General features: G+C 46.7%; 18 protein-coding genes. 13 read left to right on the top strand and 5 right to left on the bottom strand.

The features are described 5' to 3' along the window. Nucleotides 1–142: 142 nt before the first annotated feature. From JMX92_RS00090 to JMX92_RS00050, 9 genes are all read left to right on the top strand, one after another. A complete protein-coding gene (locus JMX92_RS00090) occupies nucleotides 143–1,948 on the top strand; it encodes an acyl-CoA dehydrogenase (RefSeq protein WP_201543209.1) in 1,806 nt (601 codons plus the stop codon). 44 nt (nucleotides 1,949–1,992) lie between these two features. Beyond that, the gene (locus tag JMX92_RS00085) at nucleotides 1,993–2,775 is read left to right on the top strand and encodes an SDR family NAD(P)-dependent oxidoreductase (protein WP_201543208.1); all 783 of its coding nucleotides are present in this window, start codon (nucleotides 1,993–1,995) and stop codon (nucleotides 2,773–2,775) included. A 53-nt stretch (nucleotides 2,776–2,828) separates the two neighbouring features. Further along, nucleotides 2,829–3,590 carry an SDR family oxidoreductase gene (locus tag JMX92_RS00080; RefSeq protein WP_155587762.1) on the top strand — a complete coding sequence of 254 codons (762 nt, stop codon included), beginning with the start codon at nucleotides 2,829–2,831 and terminating at the stop codon, nucleotides 3,588–3,590. Between the two features lie 207 nt (nucleotides 3,591–3,797). Further along, nucleotides 3,798–4,529, top strand: coding sequence for a 2Fe-2S iron-sulfur cluster-binding protein (locus tag JMX92_RS00075; protein ID WP_201543207.1), 732 nt, complete (start codon nucleotides 3,798–3,800; stop codon nucleotides 4,527–4,529). Continuing rightward, the gene (locus tag JMX92_RS00070) at nucleotides 4,526–5,518 is read left to right on the top strand and encodes an FAD binding domain-containing protein (RefSeq protein ID WP_201543206.1); all 993 of its coding nucleotides are present in this window, start codon (nucleotides 4,526–4,528) and stop codon (nucleotides 5,516–5,518) included. Before JMX92_RS00075 ends, JMX92_RS00070 begins: the two co-directional genes overlap by 4 nt. A 2-nt stretch (nucleotides 5,519–5,520) precedes the next feature. After that, nucleotides 5,521–7,962, top strand: a complete 2,442-nt coding sequence (locus tag JMX92_RS00065) for a xanthine dehydrogenase family protein molybdopterin-binding subunit (protein ID WP_201543204.1) — start codon at nucleotides 5,521–5,523, stop codon at nucleotides 7,960–7,962. A 17-nt stretch (nucleotides 7,963–7,979) separates the two neighbouring features. After that, complete coding sequence (locus JMX92_RS00060) at nucleotides 7,980–9,302, top strand: XdhC family protein (protein ID WP_201543203.1); 1,323 nt, start codon at nucleotides 7,980–7,982, stop codon at nucleotides 9,300–9,302. Between the two features lie 33 nt (nucleotides 9,303–9,335). After that, complete coding sequence (locus JMX92_RS00055; RefSeq protein ID WP_201543202.1) at nucleotides 9,336–10,163, top strand: NTP transferase domain-containing protein; 828 nt, start codon at nucleotides 9,336–9,338, stop codon at nucleotides 10,161–10,163. 301 nt (nucleotides 10,164–10,464) lie between these two features. Further along, nucleotides 10,465–11,628 (top strand): cytochrome P450, encoded by a 1,164-nt coding sequence (locus JMX92_RS00050; RefSeq protein ID WP_201543201.1) that lies wholly within the window; start codon nucleotides 10,465–10,467, stop codon nucleotides 11,626–11,628. Nucleotides 11,629–11,767: 139 nt separating this feature from the next. On the opposite strand, the gene JMX92_RS00045 is transcribed toward JMX92_RS00050, so the two are convergent. After that, nucleotides 11,768–12,514, bottom strand: coding sequence for a YebC/PmpR family DNA-binding transcriptional regulator (locus JMX92_RS00045; RefSeq protein WP_011960283.1), 747 nt, complete (start codon nucleotides 12,512–12,514; stop codon nucleotides 11,768–11,770). A gap of 449 nt (nucleotides 12,515–12,963) precedes the next feature. On the opposite strand from JMX92_RS00045, the gene JMX92_RS00040 reads away from it, so the two are divergent. From JMX92_RS00040 to JMX92_RS00030, 3 genes are all read left to right on the top strand, one after another. Beyond that, nucleotides 12,964–13,794, top strand: a complete 831-nt coding sequence (locus tag JMX92_RS00040) for an ion transporter (protein WP_011960284.1) — start codon at nucleotides 12,964–12,966, stop codon at nucleotides 13,792–13,794. Nucleotides 13,795–13,920: 126 nt separating this feature from the next. Further along, nucleotides 13,921–15,219 (top strand): ABC1 kinase family protein, encoded by a 1,299-nt coding sequence (locus JMX92_RS00035; RefSeq protein ID WP_011960285.1) that lies wholly within the window; start codon nucleotides 13,921–13,923, stop codon nucleotides 15,217–15,219. Nucleotides 15,220–15,359: 140 nt separating this feature from the next. Beyond that, nucleotides 15,360–16,034, top strand: a complete 675-nt coding sequence (locus JMX92_RS00030) for a YoaK family protein (RefSeq protein ID WP_011960286.1) — start codon at nucleotides 15,360–15,362, stop codon at nucleotides 16,032–16,034. Between the two features lie 87 nt (nucleotides 16,035–16,121). Here the strand turns inward: JMX92_RS00030 and leuE are convergent, their stop codons facing one another. Together leuE and JMX92_RS00020 are read right to left on the bottom strand one after the other, a co-directional pair. Further along, complete coding sequence (gene leuE / locus JMX92_RS00025; protein ID WP_201543200.1) at nucleotides 16,122–16,778, bottom strand: leucine efflux protein LeuE; 657 nt, start codon at nucleotides 16,776–16,778, stop codon at nucleotides 16,122–16,124. A 113-nt stretch (nucleotides 16,779–16,891) separates the two neighbouring features. Continuing rightward, nucleotides 16,892–17,380 carry an Lrp/AsnC family transcriptional regulator gene (locus tag JMX92_RS00020; RefSeq protein ID WP_201543199.1) on the bottom strand — a complete coding sequence of 163 codons (489 nt, stop codon included), beginning with the start codon at nucleotides 17,378–17,380 and terminating at the stop codon, nucleotides 16,892–16,894. 412 nt (nucleotides 17,381–17,792) lie between these two features. Here JMX92_RS00020 and leuA point away from each other — a divergent pair, with 412 nt between their 5' ends. Continuing rightward, nucleotides 17,793–19,553: a 2-isopropylmalate synthase gene (leuA, locus tag JMX92_RS00015; RefSeq protein WP_011960289.1), complete on the top strand. Its 1,761-nt coding sequence runs from the start codon at nucleotides 17,793–17,795 to the stop codon at nucleotides 19,551–19,553. 269 nt (nucleotides 19,554–19,822) lie between these two features. Here leuA and JMX92_RS00010 read toward each other — a convergent pair whose 3' ends face one another. Continuing rightward, nucleotides 19,823–20,080, bottom strand: coding sequence for a YfhL family 4Fe-4S dicluster ferredoxin (locus JMX92_RS00010; protein ID WP_011960290.1), 258 nt, complete (start codon nucleotides 20,078–20,080; stop codon nucleotides 19,823–19,825). Nucleotides 20,081–20,118: 38 nt separating this feature from the next. Continuing rightward, on the bottom strand, nucleotides 20,119–20,829 hold the full coding sequence (locus JMX92_RS00005) for a YdcF family protein (protein ID WP_201543198.1): 711 nt from the start codon (nucleotides 20,827–20,829) through the stop codon (nucleotides 20,119–20,121). Between the last annotated feature and the right edge of the window lie 95 nt (nucleotides 20,830–20,924).

Here is a 20,924-nt window from a genome sequence, read left to right as displayed (position 1 = left end):
TGCGGCGTAATACGGTAATCAATTGGACAGGTTAACCCTAATAGATGTCAGTTACTACCTTAATTATGTCATAAATGACAATGTGGTAAGGCACAAAAATGAACTAATATTGAACCACTGATGATTGTTAAGAGAGAACAGCATGGACGCACAGAGCTTAATTAATGAGTTTGAGTTACCCTTTCAGCTTTACGATGTACTAAATACCGAGCAATTATGTCAGCACCCTAAATTCGCTGAACATTCACGTGATACCTTCGATGCCACCATCGATACCGCCAAAAAAATAGCCACCGATCTCTTCTTACCGCATAACACAGTCGCTGATAAAAACGAGCCACAGTTCGATGGCAAAAAGGTAACGATGCTCAATGACGTAAAAGTAGCCTTTGATGCTTATCGCCATTCTGGCTTTATCGCCGGCCGCTATGATTTTGATCAAGGCGGTATGCAGTTACCTGAGACGGTGATGACGGCGGTGGCCGGTTACTTTATGGCAGCCAATCCATCGACCACTGCTTATCCATTTTTGACCACTGCAGCGATTAATGTGTTGATGCACTTTGCCAATGATGAGGTAAAACAAGCCTTTGTACCACGCATGCTCAGCGGTGATTTTACCGGCACTATGGCTTTGACTGAACCGCATGCCGGATCTTCTCTTGCCGATATCAGAACCACCGCCACACCCCATGATGACGGCACTTATCGTATCCGTGGTAGCAAGATTTATATCTCAGGCGGAGATCATGAGTTAGCTGAAAACATTGTGCATTTGGTGTTGGCTAAAGTGCCAGGCGGTCCTGCTGGCGTGAAGGGCATATCGCTATTTGCGGTACCAAAATACCGCTTGGATGCTAATGGCAAACCTGCTGAGCGTAACGATGTACATTTGGCCGGTCTAATTCATAAGCTTGGCTACCGCGGCACCACGTCAACGGCGCTTAGCTTTGGCGATGCCAATGACTGTGTTGGCTATCTGATTGGCGAGGTGCATTTTGGCCTACGCTATATGTTTAAGATGATGAATGAGGCGCGCATCGCAGTAGGCTTTGGCGCAGCTATGATTGGCTATCGTGGCTATCAGTATTCGCTGGCCTATGCCAAAGACCGTTTGCAAGGACGAGTGGCCCCACATCTTAAGCCTGATGATCCTGCGGCGGCCATCATCGAGCATGGCGATGTCAAGCGTATGCTATTGGCACAAAAGGCCTATAGCGAAGGCGGCATGGCTTTGTGTCTGTATGGTTCAAATCTCATTGATCGTATCAATACCTGCGATGATGACACACAAAAACAAGCCTTGTCTGAACTGCTGGATTTATTAACCCCTGTCTTAAAAGCTTGGCCTTCAGAATATGGCCCCAAAGCCAATGATTTAGGTATTCAGGTATTGGGCGGCGCAGGCTACACCCGAGAGTATCAAGCAGAGCAGTTTTGGCGTGACAATCGTTTAAACCCCATTCACGAGGGCACCAATGGCATACAAGCCTTGGACTTAACTTTCCGCAAATTATGGCAAAATCAAGGGCTTGGATTACAGGTATTGCAGCAAGAAATCGCTCGAGACTTGATTGCCATTTCGACGTCGCAAACCGCGAAGCTTGCTAACAAATTGCAGATTTATATCGAACAGCTGCAGCCGCTGCTACAGCATGTGGGTCAAACCCTAAGCACACCAAAAGCTGCCACCTTGAGTGCCAATGCACAAGCTTTAATGACGGTATTTGCCACTATTGTTATGAGCTGGATTTGGATTCGCCAAGCCAGCAAGGCCGAGCAGCTATTAGCACTCACTGAAGATGGCGCTAAGCAAAACTTTTATCGTGGCAAAATTCAAGCAGCAAAATACTTCATCGATTGGGAGCTGCCGCTTATCCAGCGTGATATTGAGCTGCTGACCACGGACAATGCGGTGTGCCACAGCATGCAGCCTGAGTGGTTCTAACGGATCGAATTTAACATAAAAACCTAACTAAGCTGAGTATCAAAATGGAATTTGAACCCAACAAAACTGTCGCCAACGTCCTCAACAAACGCATCTTAATCACAGGCGGCGCTTCCGGTATTGGCGCGGCCAGTGCAAAGCTATTGGCCAGTCGCGGCGCTAAGATAATCATTGCTGATTTGGCTGAAGACTTAGGCCATGCTTTAGCACAGCAAGCTTGGGCGTCAGATCACACGATAAACTTTATGAAAGTAGATGTCACTCAAGCTGCTGAGGTTAACGCATTATTTGCTTATGCCGTAGAGCAGCTGGGAGGCCTTGATGTGGTGATCAATAATGCTGGGGTCGATCACCGACCAGCGCCGCTACACCAGTTAACGGAAGATGACTTTGATCGTTGTATGACGGTGAATGTCAAAGGGGTTTGGCACTGTATGCGAGCGGCCATTGCTTGCTTGAGTCCTCATGGCGGTGGTCACGTTATTAATGTGGCCTCTATTGCTGGTCTACGCTCAGCCCCCATGCTGTCAGCTTATAGCGCCTCAAAGCATGCAGTGATTGGACTGACTAAGTCTGCTGCTATTGAGTATGCCCGTGCCAATATAAGGTTTAATGCCGTCTGCCCAAGCTTTATTGATACCCCTATGGTGCGCAACAGCATGCTTAATATGAGTGAAAAGCAGCAGCACGCTTTACTCAACGCCAGTCCGATGCGCCGACTGGGCAAAGTTGAAGAAGTTGCCAGTGCGATTGCTTGGCTGGCCAGTGATGAAAGCAGCTTTATGAATGGTCACAGCTTAACTTTAGATGGGGGTATGTTGGCATAATAAAGCCGCATATTGCCTGTGACCTGTATTTATCTACTAAAAAGGAATTTTTTATGAAAGACTTATTTGATTTAACTGGAAAAGTAGCACTGGTCACCGGAGCCAGCCGCGGGATAGGAGAGGCCATTGCTCGCTTATTGGCAAATTATGGTGCCGAGGTAATTGTATCGAGCCGTAAGCTTGAAGCCTGCCAAGCAGTCGCGGATAGTATCGTTAAGGACGGCGGCAAGGCCAGCGCTTATGCGTGTCACGTGGGTGATATGTCTCAGATTGATGCGATATTTGATTATATTAAAGACACGTTTGGTCGCATAGATATTTTGGTCAACAATGCTGCAGCCAATCCTTATTATGGTCATATTCTAGATACTGACTTGTTGGCCTTTAATAAAACCGTAGAAGTAAATATCCAAGGCTACTTCTTTATGTCGACGGCAGCTGGCAAGATGATGCGCGAGCAAGGGGGCGGGGTAATCTTAAATACCGCTTCAGTAAACGGCGTTACTCCAGGGGATAAACAAGGCATTTACTCTATTACCAAAGCGGCGGTCATAAGCATGACCAAAGCCTTTGCTAAAGAATGTGGGCCGCTCAATATTCGAGTGAATGCTTTGCTGCCAGGCTTGACTGATACCAAGTTTGCCTCAGCACTGACCAGCAATGATAAGGTGCTTAATATGGCGCTGGCTATGATTCCGCTTAAGCGTGTGGCACAGCCAGAGGAAATGGCTGGCACGGTGCTATATTTGGTCTCTGATGCGTCAAGTTATACCACAGGCGCTTGTATCAATGTTGATGGTGGACTGCTCGCTTAAGCCTATTTAAGGCCCCGCTGTTTGTAACCCTCATGAGATGCCCATGAGGGTTTTTTTATTAAAAAGTCTAGTGTTTATTTTCGTGTTTACTTAAATGCACAGTCTCACAACATTTTATCATTAAATAAAATGTGGATTTTCATTAGGATAGATAAGAGCTCAGCTTAACCGAGACTTTCCCAAACTTACTTGCCAGCGGACGCCAGCATGACTACTTTATCGCTTACGATTAATAATAACCTCTATCACTTCGAGGACCTTGACCCTCGCACCACCTTACTTGACTTATGTCGTCATCACTTACAAATCACCGGACCCAAAAAAGGCTGTGACCACGGGCAGTGCGGCGCTTGCACCATACTCATTAATGGTCAGCGCATTAACAGCTGCTTAACCTTAGCGGTGATGCACGAAGGTGATGAGATTACTACCATTGAAGGTATTGGTCTGCCAGAGACGCTCTCTGATTTACAGCAAGCTTTTAAAGAGCATGATGCCTTTCAGTGTGGCTATTGTACGCCCGGTCAAATCTGCTCGGCCACAGCGCTGATTGAGGAAGTCAAACAAAACTGGCCAAGCTATGTCACTGAGGATCTAAAAAACCCAGATGGCGCTTTAATCCAAGAAGTTGCAGAGCGCATGAGTGGTAATATTTGTCGCTGCTCAGCGTATCCTAATATCATTAATGCCATCTCTGAAGTATTACAAAAGGAGTTACAGAAACAGGTAAACCAGAGCAAATCAGTGGCGCATCCATCGACCTCAGATAACCTAGATAGCTCAGGCAACCCAAGCAATAAGCCGGCAGTCTCGGCAGCAGTGACCGGCATATGGTCGCCACCGCCAAGCCAGTCTCAAGTCCATAAAGACCAAGCCCATAAAGACAATGCCAATAATAGCACCAACAATCAGTCGCAAGCTGTAGGAGAAAACTCATGAAACGTTTTGACTATGTCCGTGCCAGTGAGTTGACGCCTGCCTGCAAAGCGGCCAGTGTAGAGGGGGCAGCCTTCATCGGCGGTGGTACCAATTTGCTGGATTTAATGAAGTTTGAAATTGAAACCCCGATTAAGCTGGTGGACATCACTCAGCTTGAATTAAAGCAAGTAGAGCCGACCGAAGCGGGCGGATTACGCATCGGTGCGCTGGTGACCAATAGTGATTTGGCAGCGCATCCCAGCGTTATTGAAAATTATCCAGTGCTGTCACGGGCAATATTGGCCGGTGCAACGGGGCAATTACGTAATAAAGCAACCACAGGGGGTAACTTCTTACAGCGTACCCGCTGCTATTACTTCTATCAGACTGATAGTCCGTGTAATAAGCGCAATCCAGGCAGTGGTTGCCCTGCCATTGACGGGGAGAATCGATCTCTTGCTATTTTGGGTACCAGTGAGCACTGTATCGCCCAGCACCCCTCTGACATGGCGGTCGCGATGCGCGTACTTGATGCTACGTTAGAAACCCAAAAAGCCGATGGCAGCACACGTCAGATAGCGATTAAAGATTTTTATCAGTTGCCCAAAGACACACCGCATATCGAAACCGTGCTAGAGGCAGGAGAGATGATTACTCATATTATTCTGCCGCCGCCGACAGCAGGGATGCACACCTACGATAAGATACGTGATAGAGCCTCATATGCCTTTGCTTTGGTATCCTGCGCGGCTGTTATTGATGCTGATGAGACAGGCACTTTGACTACCGTACGTTTGGCCTTTGGTGGTATTGGTACTCAGCCTTGGCGTAATGAGGCGGTTGAGGATGCCTTAGTCGGTACTAAGGGCGGTATCCCAGACATTGTTCATGCGGCCAATATCTTATTAGAGCAGGCTCAAGGATGGGGGCAAAATGATTTTAAGATCACTTTGACTCGCCGCTTATTAAAACAAATCATTCAGCGCGCGCTTGCCGCTAAGGACGCATAATCATGGCTTTATTTAATTCAAACGCGACCAAAAAGATGGTAATGAATGAGCCGGTCGATACGTTATTTGATAAAACCTCAAGCCAGCTGGTCGGTAAGCCTATCACTCGGGTGGATGGTGCCTTAAAGGTAAGCGGTCAGGCAACATATGCTGCTGAACACCACCGTGATGGTCAAGTCTATGGGGTCTTAGTAGGGGCGACCATTGCCAAAGGTAAAGTAAAAAAGATTGATACAGAGTCCGTCGCTGATATTCCTGGTGTGATTAAAGTGGTGACAGATGCTCAGCATTTTTTGCGCAATTCACAGCAGGGCGGTGAGTTAGAGGCGCCAACACAAGGTGCAGTAGAGATTGCTTATCATGGTCAGCCCATTGCTGTCGTGGTTGGTGAGACCTTTGAGGCGGCGACGGAGGGGGCTAAAGCACTGCTGGTTCATTATGAAGATGAGACGGATAATGCGGCATTGGATTTTGATAAGGCTTTAGCAGATGCGCATGAAGTCGATGAAGATGCCGGCTCAGATAATAATGCCGAGCAGGGTAATCCTGAGCAGGGGCTAAAGTCGGCTGCGGTGACATTAGATCGTACTTATACCACGCCCAGCCAAAGCAACTCGCCGATGGAGCTGCATTCTACCTTGGCTTATTGGGAAGAAGATAAGTTAACCCTTTATGCCTCTAATCAGATGGTGGCCTTTAGTAAAAAACAAATCGCAGACGCACTGGATTTAGATGATGATCAGGTGCATCTGATTTCACGCTTTGTGGGTGGCGGCTTCGGTAGTAAGCTTGGCATCTCTCCTGAAATTATTGCCGCTGCCGTGGCAGCCAAGCAAGTAGAGCGCCCTGTGCTTGTTATGATGACCCGCCCGCAAGTAATGGAGGCGACGGTACGCCGCTCGAACACGCAGCAGCGTATTGCAATCGGCTGTGATGAAAATGGAGTGATTGATACGCTGATTCACGATACGATTTCTAGTAACTTGCCCGGTGAAGGCTTCTTTGAGCCAGCAGGATTATCGACACATTTTTTATATCGCGGTGAAAACCGCAGAGTCCATTACAAAAAAACAGACATGAACTGGACGCTGGCAGGCTCTATGCGCGCGCCAGGTGAGGCTGTGGGTCAGATTGCGTTAGAGTGTGCGATGGATGAGCTGGCCTGTCAGCTTAACATAGATCCTATTGAGCTGCGTCGCCGTAATGAGCCCGAAAAAGACCCGTCACAAGACATTCCTTTTTCTACCCGTCAGTTGCTGGCGTGTATGGAGCAAGGGGCTAAAGCCTTTGGTTGGGCGGACAAGCACCGTCCTGAGCCGGCCAGTCGTCAACAAGGGGATTGGTGGATTGGCACAGGGATGGCCGTTGCTTCGCGCGGGAACAGCCTATTGCCTGCCGAAGCACGGGCCACCTTACAGCTTGATCCGGCCAAGACATTTGGGGTCAAAGCAGTGATTGAGTCAGACATGACAGATATCGGTACCGGCTCCTATACTGTATTTTCACAAGTAGCTGCTGATTTATTGGGCTTACCGATTGACCATATCGAGATGAAGCTCGGCGACAGTGCTTTGCCGGCCTCATCTGGCTCAGGTGGTAGCTTTGGGGCGGCCAGTGCAGGCAGTAGTATTTATTTAGCCTGTGCCAAGCTGCGGGAGCAAATCGCTGAAAAGGTCGGACTACATGCCGATACCATACAGCTTACGCAAGGTCAGGTACAACAGCAGGGTGAACATCAAGCAAGTTTACTAGAGTCTGGCGTTGAAACCGGAAAAGCGGCTCTGCAAAGTGCAGCGGATGCGGTGCTTAAGTCCGTCGATACGGCGGCACAAAAAGCGGGTTTGGATAGCGATTTGGGCAGTGATAAAAACAATTCTGCTGACTATTTTAGCGATAGCAGCAGCCATGCGTTGGCAGATATTATCGCAAGCTATGAGGATCAAAAACTTAGTGCCAAAGGGCAGATTGCCCCAGGCAAAAATGGTAAAACACACCGTCAAGCCTGTTTTGGCGCTAACTTCGCTGAGGTCGCTGTACATCGCTATACTGGTGAAATCCGAGTGAAGAATATGACCGGTGCCTTTACAGCCGGACGTATCTTAAACCACAAGCTGGCGACCTCGCAGTGCTATGGGGGTATGGTGTTTGGTATTGGTTCGGCACTGATGGAGGAGGTCATCCACGACAAGCATGATGGCCGCTTATGCAATCATGATTTGGCAGAATATCATCTGCCAGTCAATGCCGATGTGCCACAGCTTGAGGTTATTTTAGTCGAAGAAGATGACCCATATACCAATCCAATGCACATCAAAGGCATAGGTGAGACGGCCATCTCCGGGGCAGCGGCGGCCATTGCTAATGCGGTCTATAACGTGGTTGGGGTTCGTATTTATGACTTTCCGATTACGCTAGATAAGCTGATTGATCACTTGCCTGACTAATAGCAAAAGGTACTCTTATGAGCAATCAGATATCTGATATTCTGCAGCTGGCCGATCAAGCCATCGCCGCTGATACAGAGGCGGTGCTTGCAACAGTCGTACACATTGAAGGCTCTGCTTACCGTAAGCCTGGCGCCATGATGCTTATCTGCGCTGATGGTCAGTCGGTGGGTATGATAAGTGGTGGCTGCTTAGAGCCGCATATTATAAAAAAGGCGTTATGGCTGACCCGAAATGGCCCGGTGGTACAGGTCTATCAAACGGGTGAGGATTTGCCCGAGGATGCTGCTGAAAATACGCAGGCTGTCGATGATATTGAGTTTAGTATTCAAACAGAGCTTAACTTTGGTCTGGGCTGTAATGGGCGTGTGCATGTGCTATTTGAGCGCCTAGATACAGCTAGAGCATATCTTGAGACGATCAAACAGGTTCGGCAGACCCAGCAGCCAGTAACGGTAGCGACGTTAATCCGCTCACAAGAGGCGAGCCACCCAGTGGGATTACACGTTCAGTTAACGTCAGATTCTAATGCAGTACAAGTCGCTTCTGCTAATAACATTACCGCTGATTGTGATGAGCTGATTAATCAAACCATTCAAAGCTTGTCGGCCAAATATGTGTCAGCCAAACACATAAAATCTGGCCTAACACAAAAACCAACCGAACAAAAACCAACCGATTTTGCCACCATCACCAGTGTGGCTCAGCAAGATATCACTCAGCCAGTACAGACTCAGTGGCTGGTTCAGCAGCTGCAACCACAAAAGCGGCTGCTTATCTGCGGCGCTGGCAATGATGTGCAGCCACTGGTGCGCTTAGCCAAAATGCAGGACTGGCACGTCACTGTGATCGACAGTCGCTCTCACTATGCTACTCGTTCACGCTTTATGGCAGCTGACCAAGTCCAGTGTGTACCGCTTGAGGATACCCAGACCTTATTGGCACTGAGCCAAAATGCAGCGGTGGCAGTGATGTCGCACAGCCTTACTCAAGATAGAGCTCGGCTACAAGTGCTGCTTGCCAATCCGCCTTTATATTTAGGACAGTTGGGCCCCAAATACCGTACTGAGCACCTAATCGATGAGATTAAGCAAGCGTATCAGGGCGATGTTAATGGCTTAGAGCAAGGCATTGATCAGCTTTATTATCCCATCGGCTACAAGCTAGGCGGTGATGGGCCTGAGGCGTTGGCGCTAGGAGTTATGGCGCAAATCAGTGCAGTGATGCATGGTAAAGAAAACACACTCAGTGCGTCTATAAATGCAAAGAAGATGAAGCAGGCGTCTCAGCCGAAGACAGCGTCAGATAGACGGTATAAAGACAGATGGGCTGCTCAGTGATAGGGGTGGTTTTAATCAAATGAGTGTTTCTAAATGAGTATTTCTAGCTTATCCAAACTATCCGAATTATCTACTGTTTCTGTATCACCACAAGCGCCACCTGAACATGCGGTGATCTTGTTAGCCAGTGGGTTAAGCAAGCGCTTGGGCCAGCCAAAGCAGCTGCTTACCATAGATACTCAGCCACTGCTTGAGGTGATGACCCAGCGTGCACTGGCCACCTCTCCCAAAGCGGTTATGCTGGTCGTACCCGAGTCTCATAGCATTATCCACCCCTTGGCCGAAACATTAGCTGCCCAATACGATGTAATCAACCCAGTATTTAATCCATATCCAGAGCAGGGCATGGCTTATAGTTTAAATTTGGGCATTGATGTGCTTAATAAAAAAGTAGCACAGGGACTGAGCGTAAAAAGAGTGGTTATCATGGGGGTGGATCAAATATTACTGGATACGGCGCATTTGCATCAGCTGCTGGTCAGCCACGAGCAATCCGTTCAAGTCGTTCACACTATTGGCGATAATCCGGTTGATAACAACAGTCCAGCGATGAACAAGAATTTAGCAGATAGCAAGGTTGTCGCCAGTGGCTATGGCCGCTCTTATAAAGACTTACCTGAATTATCATCCAATAAGGCAGCCAAGCCTAATACAAATATTACCGGTCTTCCTATTACCATTGATTATGAGCTGTTAACCCGGTGGCAGCCAACACTCACGGGTGATAAAGGGCTGCGTGATTTAATTAGAAGCTTGGATGATAGACAGCTTCATGTGATTGATAACATAAAGCTTAGTTTGGATATAGACACACCTGATCAGCTAAGCTTTGCGCAGCAACAAGGCTGGCTAGATTGTTAAAATGGCTAATACCTTTTCTAAAAAACAACTTCTAAAAAACAACCTAGCTTGGTTGATTTTTAGGTTTGGTATAACAATCGCTTATGATAAATACGCTGGCAGCAGTCTGCTTCATAACAGTAAATAACAGCAAAGCGTGAAGTGTAAGCCTTTCGTATTACTGACAAAGTAAGTGGACAACGTATACTAGAGATTAAAGGCACAAGGTCTTGTGGTTGCGGTTAGACAGGATATAAAAGTGACTCAAGCCTTATTTTATATTTTATGATGTGACATATGAGTTGATTGTCTAGGAGGTATCATGTTTGGCGATTCTAAAATCAAAGCCTTATATGCAGAAGATGACCAGCGAAGCCTGACAGATAAGCGGCGGCGGCAGCAGGGTATTATAAAAAATGAGGCCGGTGAGTGGGTACTGTTACGCCATGCTGATGTGAAGGCGGCGGCGCTTGATGATGCCACTTTCTCTAGTCATGTCTCGCGGTTTTTACAAATCCCGAATGGCTTAGACGGCGCAGAGCATGATCAGTATAGAGCACTGATTAACCGCTATCTTAGTCAAGACGCCATTACCCCTTATGTGCCGATGTTTCAACACGTGGCAACAGAGCTTGTGTCGGGGCTGCCTAAAGGGGAGGTCATTAATGCGGTTACGGATATAGGCACTGTCTTTGCAGTGCGTGCTCAGTGTCAATGGCTAGGCTGGCCTGCAGAGGTTGAGCCTATCTTAGTACAATGGGTCAATGACAATCACCAAGCCAGCCGCTTAAAAGACACTGCTAAGCTTGCAACAGTAGCACAGGATTTTAATGAAATTATTCGCTCGGTTATCGCCCCATTTCGGGATACAGACTCTGCTGCTGCTAGCCATAACAAAGCAAATCAAGACAGCATAACAGCTCAGCTATGCCGTGAGCAAATAAAGGGACGTCCACTTAGCGAGGCTGAAATTGTGTCTATTTTGCGCAATTGGACTGGGGGTGATTTGGGGTCTATGGCATTATGTGTGGGCGTAGTGGTGGCTTGTCTTGCCCATCATCCTAAGCAGCTACAGCACTGTGCCAATGCCTCTGATGCAGAGCTTGAAGCCATTATTGATGAGATACTGCGTCTTGATAATCCTTTTCCCTCAAACCGTAGGATAACCAAGTGTCCGGTGACTCTAGGCGAGCATCAATTGCCTGAAGGGGCTAAGGTGCATTTAGACTGGATTTCAGCAAACCGCGATGAGGCCGTATTTGGTAAAGATATCTTTGATCCAGTCAAGCATGCAGCGGATAATCTGGTCTATGGTATTGGCCGTCATGTGTGTCCTGGGCGGTTATTGGCTACTTGGCAGCTTAGAATCCTTATCCAAGCACTGCTTGCGCATGTAGAGGCGATCACGCCAGCGCCGAATGAGTCATTTGAACGGCAGCTGCCTCCATTAGGTGGATATAGCCGTGTACCTGTTATCTTAAGTTAATATTGTTATCTATTTTGGCTATACTTGACATCGTAAGACAAAAAAAGCAGCCCCTATTGTCATAGTGGCTGCTTTTTTTATGCTATTGTTGATAACGCTATGGTTGTTAGTAGTGATAATATTTAAAACGACTAACCACCTAGCCTAACTGCGCTAATACGTCATCAGTGAAGTCGACGTTGGTATGCACATCTTGTACATCGTCTAAATCTTCTAGCATATCGATCATTTTCATCACTTTTTCGGCATCATCGATATTATCGATAAGCGCGGTGGTCGAAGGCGACATGGTAACCTCAGCATTGCTCGACTCATAGCCGGCTGCATCTAACGCATCTTTTACCGCACCAAAAGTGTCAGGCTCAGTAATGACAAGTAAGCTTTCGCCATCATTTTCGATATCGACAGCGCCGGCATCTAACGCCACTAACATAATCTCATCTTCAAGTGAGACATCATCAAAAATGATTTCGCCGCGTTTGGTGAACAGATAAGCCACCGAGCCTGCGGTGCCTAGGTTGCCGCTAAACTTGGTAAAGGCGTGACGCACTTCACTGACGGTACGGTTTACGTTGTCAGTCATGGTCTCAACCAAGACAGCCACACCGCCCACGCCATAGCCTTCATAGGTTAGCTCGTCCATTTCGCCGCCGTCAGAGTTACCGGCACCGCGCTCGATGGCACGCTTGATGGTGTCTTTGGTCATGTTGGCCGATAGTGCTTTTTCGACTGCAGCACGTAGGCGAGGGTTAGATTCTGGGTCAGGGTCACCTTGTTTGGTCGCTGAAACCAGCTCACGAATGATTTTGGTGAAGATTTTGCCGCGCTTGGCATCCTCTTTGGCCTTTTTGTGCTTAATATTTGCCCATTTAGAATGACCTGCCATAATATGGTTATCCTTATCAATTACGTTAAACAAATCAAGGGTATTATCCGCTTGGAGTGTATAAAAAAGACCTAGCACCCTCGGCAGCTGTAATAATAGGCCAGCTGCGGACGCACTATGTGGCCATGAAAGTATGAGTGTTGACTTGAATTTTTTACTGATTGCACCGATAGCAACACGGCGATAAATAAGAGGGGCTTGATGACCTGAGCAGTTAGGGAAATGGCCTTGTACTTTGAGTCTAACAAGCCTCTAAAAGAGCTAGATTATAGCAGAAATTTGGGTTTGGCAGGATAGCTTATTTTTTGGCGCTAAAGCGGTTTTCATTGAGTTTAGGGTGTTAAGCCATATAAAAAAGGAGGTGCTAAAAACAAAGTTTGTCTAATAGGTAACATTGCCGATGTAATAACGTATAATGGGCCACTCTTATAGATCAGTTACCCGTATTTATGAAAAAACTCTCCTCAAATACGCTAAATCATCTACGCGATCGCATTCATATTATCATTGAAGGCACAGATACGCCTTTAGGTAAGCTGTTTGATATCGTATTATTGATAGCCATTGCTGCTAGTGTGGCCGTGGTGATGTTAGACAGTGTGCTGTATTTGCGCCTGCAATTTGGTACAGTATTCTTTTATGCAGAATGGTTTTTTACCATTTTATTCACCATAGAATATTTGCTGCGCCTGTTTTCGGCACCCAACCGGGTACGCTATGTATTTAGCTTCTTTGGGGTGGTGGACTTATTGTCTGTATTGCCCAGTTATTTAAGCTTAATATTTGGTGGTGTTCAGTACTTAATTGTGGTGCGCATCCTACGTATTCTACGTGTGTTCCGAGTGTTAAAGCTCAAATCTTATATGCAGCAAGCGGGGTTTTTGGCCGCAGCCCTACGCACCAGTCAACAAAAAATCACCGTGTTCTTCTTGTCCTTGGTGCTGTTGGTTATGATTTTCGGCTCGGTCATCTATGTGGTCGAGGGGCCAGAAAATGGCTTTACCAGTATTCCGGTATCTATCTACTGGGCGACGGTAACTTTGACCACGGTGGGCTATGGCGATATGTCACCTAAGACCCCTTTAGGTCAGTTTATTGCAACCATGGTGATGATGACCGGTTACTCCATTATTGCGGTGCCGACCGGTATCTTTACCTCTGAGCTTGCTAAGAGCATGCGCCCGCAGCTACATCCAGTCACTTGCCCTAACTGTGGTAAGTTTGGTCACGCCGCCGGTGCTCAGTTTTGTGACCGCTGTGGTCATGACCTGCACATCTAGTTTTGCCTTATAAGTGCCGATTTTATCTATAATATAGCGGCACTTTGCTCATGTTACAGACGCATTAAGTTATAAATTTTTACGACCTAATGCCTGACCTTCTTTTGTTAATAGACTCAAAATCCTATGTCAAATTTATTGAAAAAATCCTTCAATGTTGTCAATCGTGTCCGTCACACTGCCAGTGTGGCCGGCTTATCTGCATTGCGTGTGGCCAAAGGTGAGCGTCCAGATGCGGTCATGCTGCGTGAGACGTTCGAGCAGCTTGGCACCACTTATATAAAAATTGGTCAGTTTATCGCCAGCACGCCCTCCTTGTTTCCGCGTGACTATGTGATTGCCTTTCAAGGCTGCTTAGACCAGACCACGCCGCTGCCGTATCAGTATATTGAAGGGGTATTAAAGCAAGAGCTGTTAACAGACCATCACAGCTTGGATGAGTTGTTTTTGCATATCGATGAGACGCCGCTAGCGTCTGCTAGTATCGCCCAAGTGCACGCGGCAACGCTGCGTGATGGCCGTGATGTGGTGCTAAAAGTCCAAAAGCCGGATGTCGATGTGATCATGCAGACCGATCTTGGGGTGCTACACGGGGTGACCAAGATTATGGAGCGCTTAATGCCGCAAATGCGTTTTGCCAGTATCTCGCCGATTATCGATGAGATTCGCACCCGTATGTTGGCTGAGACCGACTTTATCGCTGAGGCGTCTAATATCCGTGATTTTCAGCAGTTTTTACAGATGACGGGCAATCAAAAGGTGGTGGCGCCTGAAGTGGTGGATGAGCTGACCACCAAAAAAGTGCTGACCATGAGCCGCTTGCATGGCATCTCTATGGTTGATGAGGTGGCGATGCGCCAATATAGCGCAGATCCTGCGCAAGTGATGGCCGATACGCTCAACACTTGGTTTGCAAGCCTAATGATGTGCAACAGCTTCCATGCTGATCTGCACGCTGGCAACTTAATGCTGCTTAAAGATGGGCGTATTGGCTTTATTGATTTTGGTATTGTCGGTAAGCTAAAGCCTGAAAGCTGGCAAGCGTGTATGGGTATGATGCAAGCGCTACAGGACAATGATTATGTGACCATGGCCGGCTGTATGATTGATATGGGCATGACTCATGATCGTGAGCAAGTCGATCAGGCACAGCTGGCCGGTGATTTGGCAAAAATGATTACCCGCATTATGGCAGAGGATAAAACCTATACCAGTGGCAAGCCTTTTAATACCAAAGAGCAGGCCGATGAGCTAAACAAAATGATGCTAGAGATTGTTGAGGTCGGCAAACGCCACGGTATTCATTTCCCGCGCGACTTTGCGCTGCTGACCAAGCAAATGCTGTATTTTGACCGCTTTATGCGCACGCTTGCACCCGACATGGATATGTTTAATGATGCCCGCGTCAGCTTGCTGGGCAGATAATGGACAGATAAATAGTGAAAAAGGGCGCCGCGCTAGGGTAGGGCAAATAAGTAGAGGACTGTATACGCGCCCGATGGATAATCTTTTGATTAGTAATATACGTTTTTGATTTGGTACACACTTAACTGTAATTAGTGCTTATGATAACTAGGTTACCTCTTTGGATTTTGATTGGTGGGGCAGTGCTGGCTTTTAGTGCCGGCTGCATCAATATTATTGCGCTTAGCGGCTTTACCAATTTATCGGTGTCGCATGTGACCGGCAACGTCAGTTATTTTTCGGCAGCGTTGGCGCAGATGAATTTTTCGCGGGTGCTGTTCGTGGGGGCATCGCTGCTGTCATTCTTGTCAGGCTCGATTTTAAGCGGCTACCTGATTGGCCAGCACTCGTTAAAGCTTGGCCGCCGTTATGGCATTGCCTTATTCACCGAAGCTGGCTTATTGTTTTGCAGCTTTTTATTGTTTTTTCACCATGATTATTTCGGTCAGCTGCTGGCGGCTATGGCTTGCGGGCTACAGAATGCCATGGTAGCCACCTACAGTGGGGCGGTTATTCGCACCACGCATTTGACCGGTCTGACCTCAGACATGGGGGCCGCTATTGGTAACTGGTTGGCGGGTCGACCGATTAGCAAGCTAACCTTGGGCTTCCAGGCCATCATCTGGTACAGCTTCTGTGGCGGCGGTGTGGTAGGGGCTTATGGGTTTTTTAAATTGGGCTATAGCGCCATGCTTATTCCGGTTGGCATTGTGTTTATGGCAGCCGTCTTCTATCAAGTGGCCTCAAGTCGTCTGCCTGAAAAGCGCGAAACATAACTCAATTACACCCAAAGCTTAGTCAATAAAAAACCGCTAAAAGCCATTTGAGTGGTTTTTTATTGACTAATTTTTTAGCTTCGCGCTTTACATCAATTGCGCCTGCCACAGCTTAATAGCAAAGCCGATAAATAACAGACCCACAGCGCTCATGCTAGAGACAATCAGCCAAGGATGTTGGCTGAATTTTTTAGCCAGTTTTTGACCAGAAAATGCCAAAACAGTTAAATAAGTGAAGCTGATGCACTGTAATATGATGGCCAATACCAAAAAAGACAGCAGTGGATGCGGATAAGCAGGGTCTACGAACTGCACAAAAAACGATAAGAAAAATAAAATGGCTTTGGGGTTGGTGAGGCTTAGCAACATGGCGCGATAAAAGAAATTTTGATTGGGGTTTGGCACCGCAAGCTTGGGCTTTGCATCCGCCAAAAGCGCACGCTGCTTAAAGGTATGATAAGCACCGATTAACAGCTTGATACCAAGATACATAAGATACAGGCCGCCGATCAGCTTTATGCCATTAAACAAAGAGGGGTATAGCTTAAGTAGCCCGCCTGCGCCAAATATGGTAACTAAGATAAGTATCCCATCACCCACAAAAATACCAGCTATGGCTTGATAGCCTTTACGCACGCCATGGGCAGCCGCGACGGCCAGACAATATAGACTGTTGGGGCCGGGTAGTAAAATAATCGCAATGGTGCCAATGATATAGGCGGTAAGATCTGTTATCCCAAACATAAAGGCTCCTTTGGCCTATATTGTAAACGCACTATTATAGTGAATTTTTTGGCCGCTGCGTAAGCCTTTATAGTTTAAATCAAGCCGCGTTTTTTGCGTTATTATTAACCGAGCTATCTAATGATGCCGCGATTAAATACCTCACGCAGCTCAAAGCTGGTATGCACTTGACTGACGCCCTCCAGGCGGTTTAATCGGTGCAATAAAAACTCCTCATAATGCGCCATATCACGCACCACCACCTTTAATAAATAATCTTCAGTGCGGCCGGTGACAATGCTGCAGCTGACCACCTCATCGAAGCTTTGGATTTTAGCTTCAAACTCAGCAAAGCGCTCAGCAGTATGTCGGTCCATACTCACCGCAATAAAAATAGCTAGGCTATAACCAAGCTTCTGCGGATCCACCAAAGTATGGTAGCCGGTGATAACACCCGCTTCCTCTAAACGCTTAATCCTTCTGGCGCAAGGGGTAGCCGATAAATGCACCGCTTCAGCAATATCGGTAATACTCATGCGGGCATCTTGTTGTAGTAGGGTTAAAATCTGCCGATCAATGGCGTCAATATCGATGGCTGGGGAAAGATTTGAGAATGAGCTCATAGCGGTTTATCCGGAGTAATATGATGCTTATTAGTGATTTTCACTAATTTATGATAAATAAAAAACATAATACGCTAATTTTAATTAAAAATTGGGCTAATTTTGTAGGATTATTTTCACCCCGCTTTGATATGATAGTCAGTATGGCGTCATAGTTAAATAAACCGTATCGATAAATAAATAATATCGATAAATAAATAGTATCAATAAGCAGCTGGCGAAAGTATCTATGTTCTTGATAGACTTAAAGAAGTAGCATAGACTTAAGACGCTGATAAGCGCGTCTAAAAAGTAGATGGTTTGTGCAAAGTCAGCTTGTTATGCCAAATCAATTTTAAGGGTATGGATATAAACCCATTAACATTAACCAAAACCAATGTGATAAAAAACAATCGACCAAAGAGGGCACCCCATGAGCCAAGTTACTAGCCAATCAACCCGAGTGGAACCTAAGGTAAAGCCTAAGTTTGACGCGTTTGATTTTCGTAAATACCAACCTTTTGCTTTTGCACCCAACTTATCTGATCGCACATGGCCAAATAAGACCATTGAAAAAGCGCCGATTTGGGCCAGTGTGGATTTACGTGATGGTAACCAAGCTCTGATTGATCCTATGACCATCGAACAAAAGATGCAGTTCTTTAAACTGCTGGTCGAAGTAGGCTTTAAAGAAATTGAAATTGGGTTTCCATCAGCTGCGCAAGTGGAATTTGACTTTGCGCGTAAGCTTATCGAGGAAGGACATATTCCAGAGGATGTGACCATTCAGGTATTGGTGCAGGCACGTGAGCATTTAATTGAACGCACCTTTGAGGCGCTAAAAGGCGTACGCCGCGCTGTGGTCCATGTGTATAACTCTACCAGCCGCGTGCAACGTGATAAGGTTTATGCCAAAGACCTTGAGCAGATTAAGCAAATTGCGATAGAAGGCGCAAAAATGCTGCAAGACCATGCCGCCAAGCATCCTGAAACAGAATGGGTGTTTGAGTATTCACCAGAAAGCTTTAGCCAAACTGAACCCGATTATGCGGTGCAAGTGGTGGATGCGGTTAACGAGGTGTGGAAGCCTGAAGAGGGCCAAGCGGTGATCATCAACTTGCCAGCTACGGTTGAGTCATCCATGCCAAACGTCTATGCCGATCAAGTCGAGTATTTTTGCCGTAACATAAAAAACCGCGAGCATGTGATCATCAGCTTGCACACCCACAATGACCGTGGTAGTGCAGTGGCCGCCGCTGAGCTTGGGGTGTTGGCCGGCGCCGATCGCATCGAGGGCACACTACTTGGTAACGGCGAGCGTACCGGTAACATGGATATTATGATTATGGCCATGAACTTATATAGCCAAGGCGTTGATCCTGAGCTTGATCTAAGTGACATGAGCCGCATTGTGCAAGTGGTCAGTGAGTGCAATAACTTGCCGGTGCATCCACGCCATCCTTATGTGGGCGAGTTGGTGTTTACCGCCTTTAGTGGCTCGCACCAAGATGCGATTAAAAAGTCACTTGATTACAATGAGAAAAACAGCGATGCCACTCAAAATATCTGGGATGTGGCCTACTTACCGATTGATCCCGCTCACATTGGCCGCAGTTATCAAGATGTGGTGCGCATTAACAGTCAGTCTGGTAAAGGGGGCGTGGCTTATATTCTACAGCGCAACTATGGCTTTAACTTGCCGCGCTGGATGCAAATTGACTTTAGCCGCGTAGTACAGCAAAAAGCGGAAGAGGCAGCGCGTGAGCTCAAAAACGAGGAAATCTTAGAAGCCTTTGAGTCCACTTATCTACATAATTCAGGCTTTGAGCTATTAGATCATAGCGTGAATAACAAAGGCGGTGACGTTGAGTTTAGCGGGCAAGTGATTATCAATGGCGAAACCGTTGAAATCTCCGGCAAAGGTAATGGGCCGTTGTCGTCATTTATTGATGGGGTTGCACGTCACACAGGCAAGAAGCTGCATATTATTAATTACTCAGAGCATGCCATGACTCAGCCTGTGGCCAATATGAGTGAGGATGAGGATACCACCAGCGATAAGACCAATGCCACAGCGGCAGCTTATATTCAGCTCAACGTGGATGGCGAGATTTACTCAGGTATTGGCACCCACACCAGTACAGTATCTGCCATGTTGCGCGGTGCCCTATCTGCCTTATCGCAAGCTTTTTAAGGTTAAGGGTTGTCATTAACCGCTTACCCTAAAAACCTATTTTAGTTTTCAATAAAAAAAGGCGTCTTATAGACTAATGCCAGTCAGTTAAACAAGAGACTTAGCGGAGATATGGTTTTTTAAAACCAGAGAACTCCATAAACAGGGGTTTCTAGAAAAAACGAATTTCAGAATTTCGCTATAAAATCTCTTAACTGACTGGCATTAGTCTTATAGACGCCTTTTTTTATTGATGAGCTTTTTATTTGTGGATAAAGGCGTATCTTTTATTATTGTGCCCAAATGTTTTGATGTTTTTGCAGCAGCTGCTCTTTAGTTTCAATACGATCAGGGTCAGGGATGATACAGTCAATGGGGCATACCTTATCGCAGGTCGGCTCGTCATAAAAGCCCACGCATTCGGTACACAGACTGGGGTCAATGACATAGGTCTTTTGCCCCTTTTGATCATAACTGATGGCTTCATTGGGGCATTCAGGCTCACAGATATCACAGTTGATACACTCAGATGTGATTTTTAAAGCCATAGGACGTCTCCTTTTTTATCAACCAAACCGGCTTAAGTTTAATATTCGCCCAACAGCCAACCACTGATGTAGGCAGAATACTCTCGAAAACAAGAGTTGTAACGTATCGAGAGCGGGGTGGTGCTGGCAAGTGCCACCAGATTGGTGTAGCCTTGATGCTCAGCGATGGCCAGCGAGCGCGGGATGTGAAAGTCACTGGTCACCACAGCAATTGGGTCATTTAAAGAGATGCCTTGCTCGGTCAAAATCTGCTGACTAAACAAGAAATTCTCCTCAGTACTGGTGCTGTTTTTTTCTTGCTGAATGTGCTCAAGTGGGATGCCATAAAGCGCGTACAGATAGCGGGCCATGGCCTCACCTTCACTGCGTATCTCACCCATGCCGATGCCGCCGCTGGTGATGACCACCGCCTGGGGTTGTTCCTTTATTAAGGGAGCAGCGGCGTCTAAGCGACTGGCCAAAGTGGGGGTGGGCAAACCATCTTGAATACCGCCCCCAAGTACGATAATGGCCGCCACTGTCTCATACGGTTGGTCAACTTGCTTAATATTTTTGTGCAATGAAAAGGCAAATACAATAAAGCTTATCAGCCACAGGACAAATATTGCCCACAGCAGCTTCCAAACCATACGCCAGTGTTTACTTACCTGTAGCTTGGCTTTTATCTTATGCCAAAATACGGCATGAATGATAAATATCAGACCCAGCACAAAAGGGCATAGGTATCTACACAATTTATCAGTGAGCATAAATTTGATAAAATAGCGCAGTATGGTATAGAGAAAATGACCCTAGATACGAGACTTATTAAACGTTATCAGCAACTCGTACGCAATCACACTCA

Source organism: Psychrobacter sp. H7-1 (genome assembly GCF_904846585.1).
GTDB classification, from domain to species: domain Bacteria; phylum Pseudomonadota; class Gammaproteobacteria; order Pseudomonadales; family Moraxellaceae; genus Psychrobacter; species Psychrobacter raelei.
This window is presented reverse-complemented; position numbering and strand designations above follow the sequence as displayed.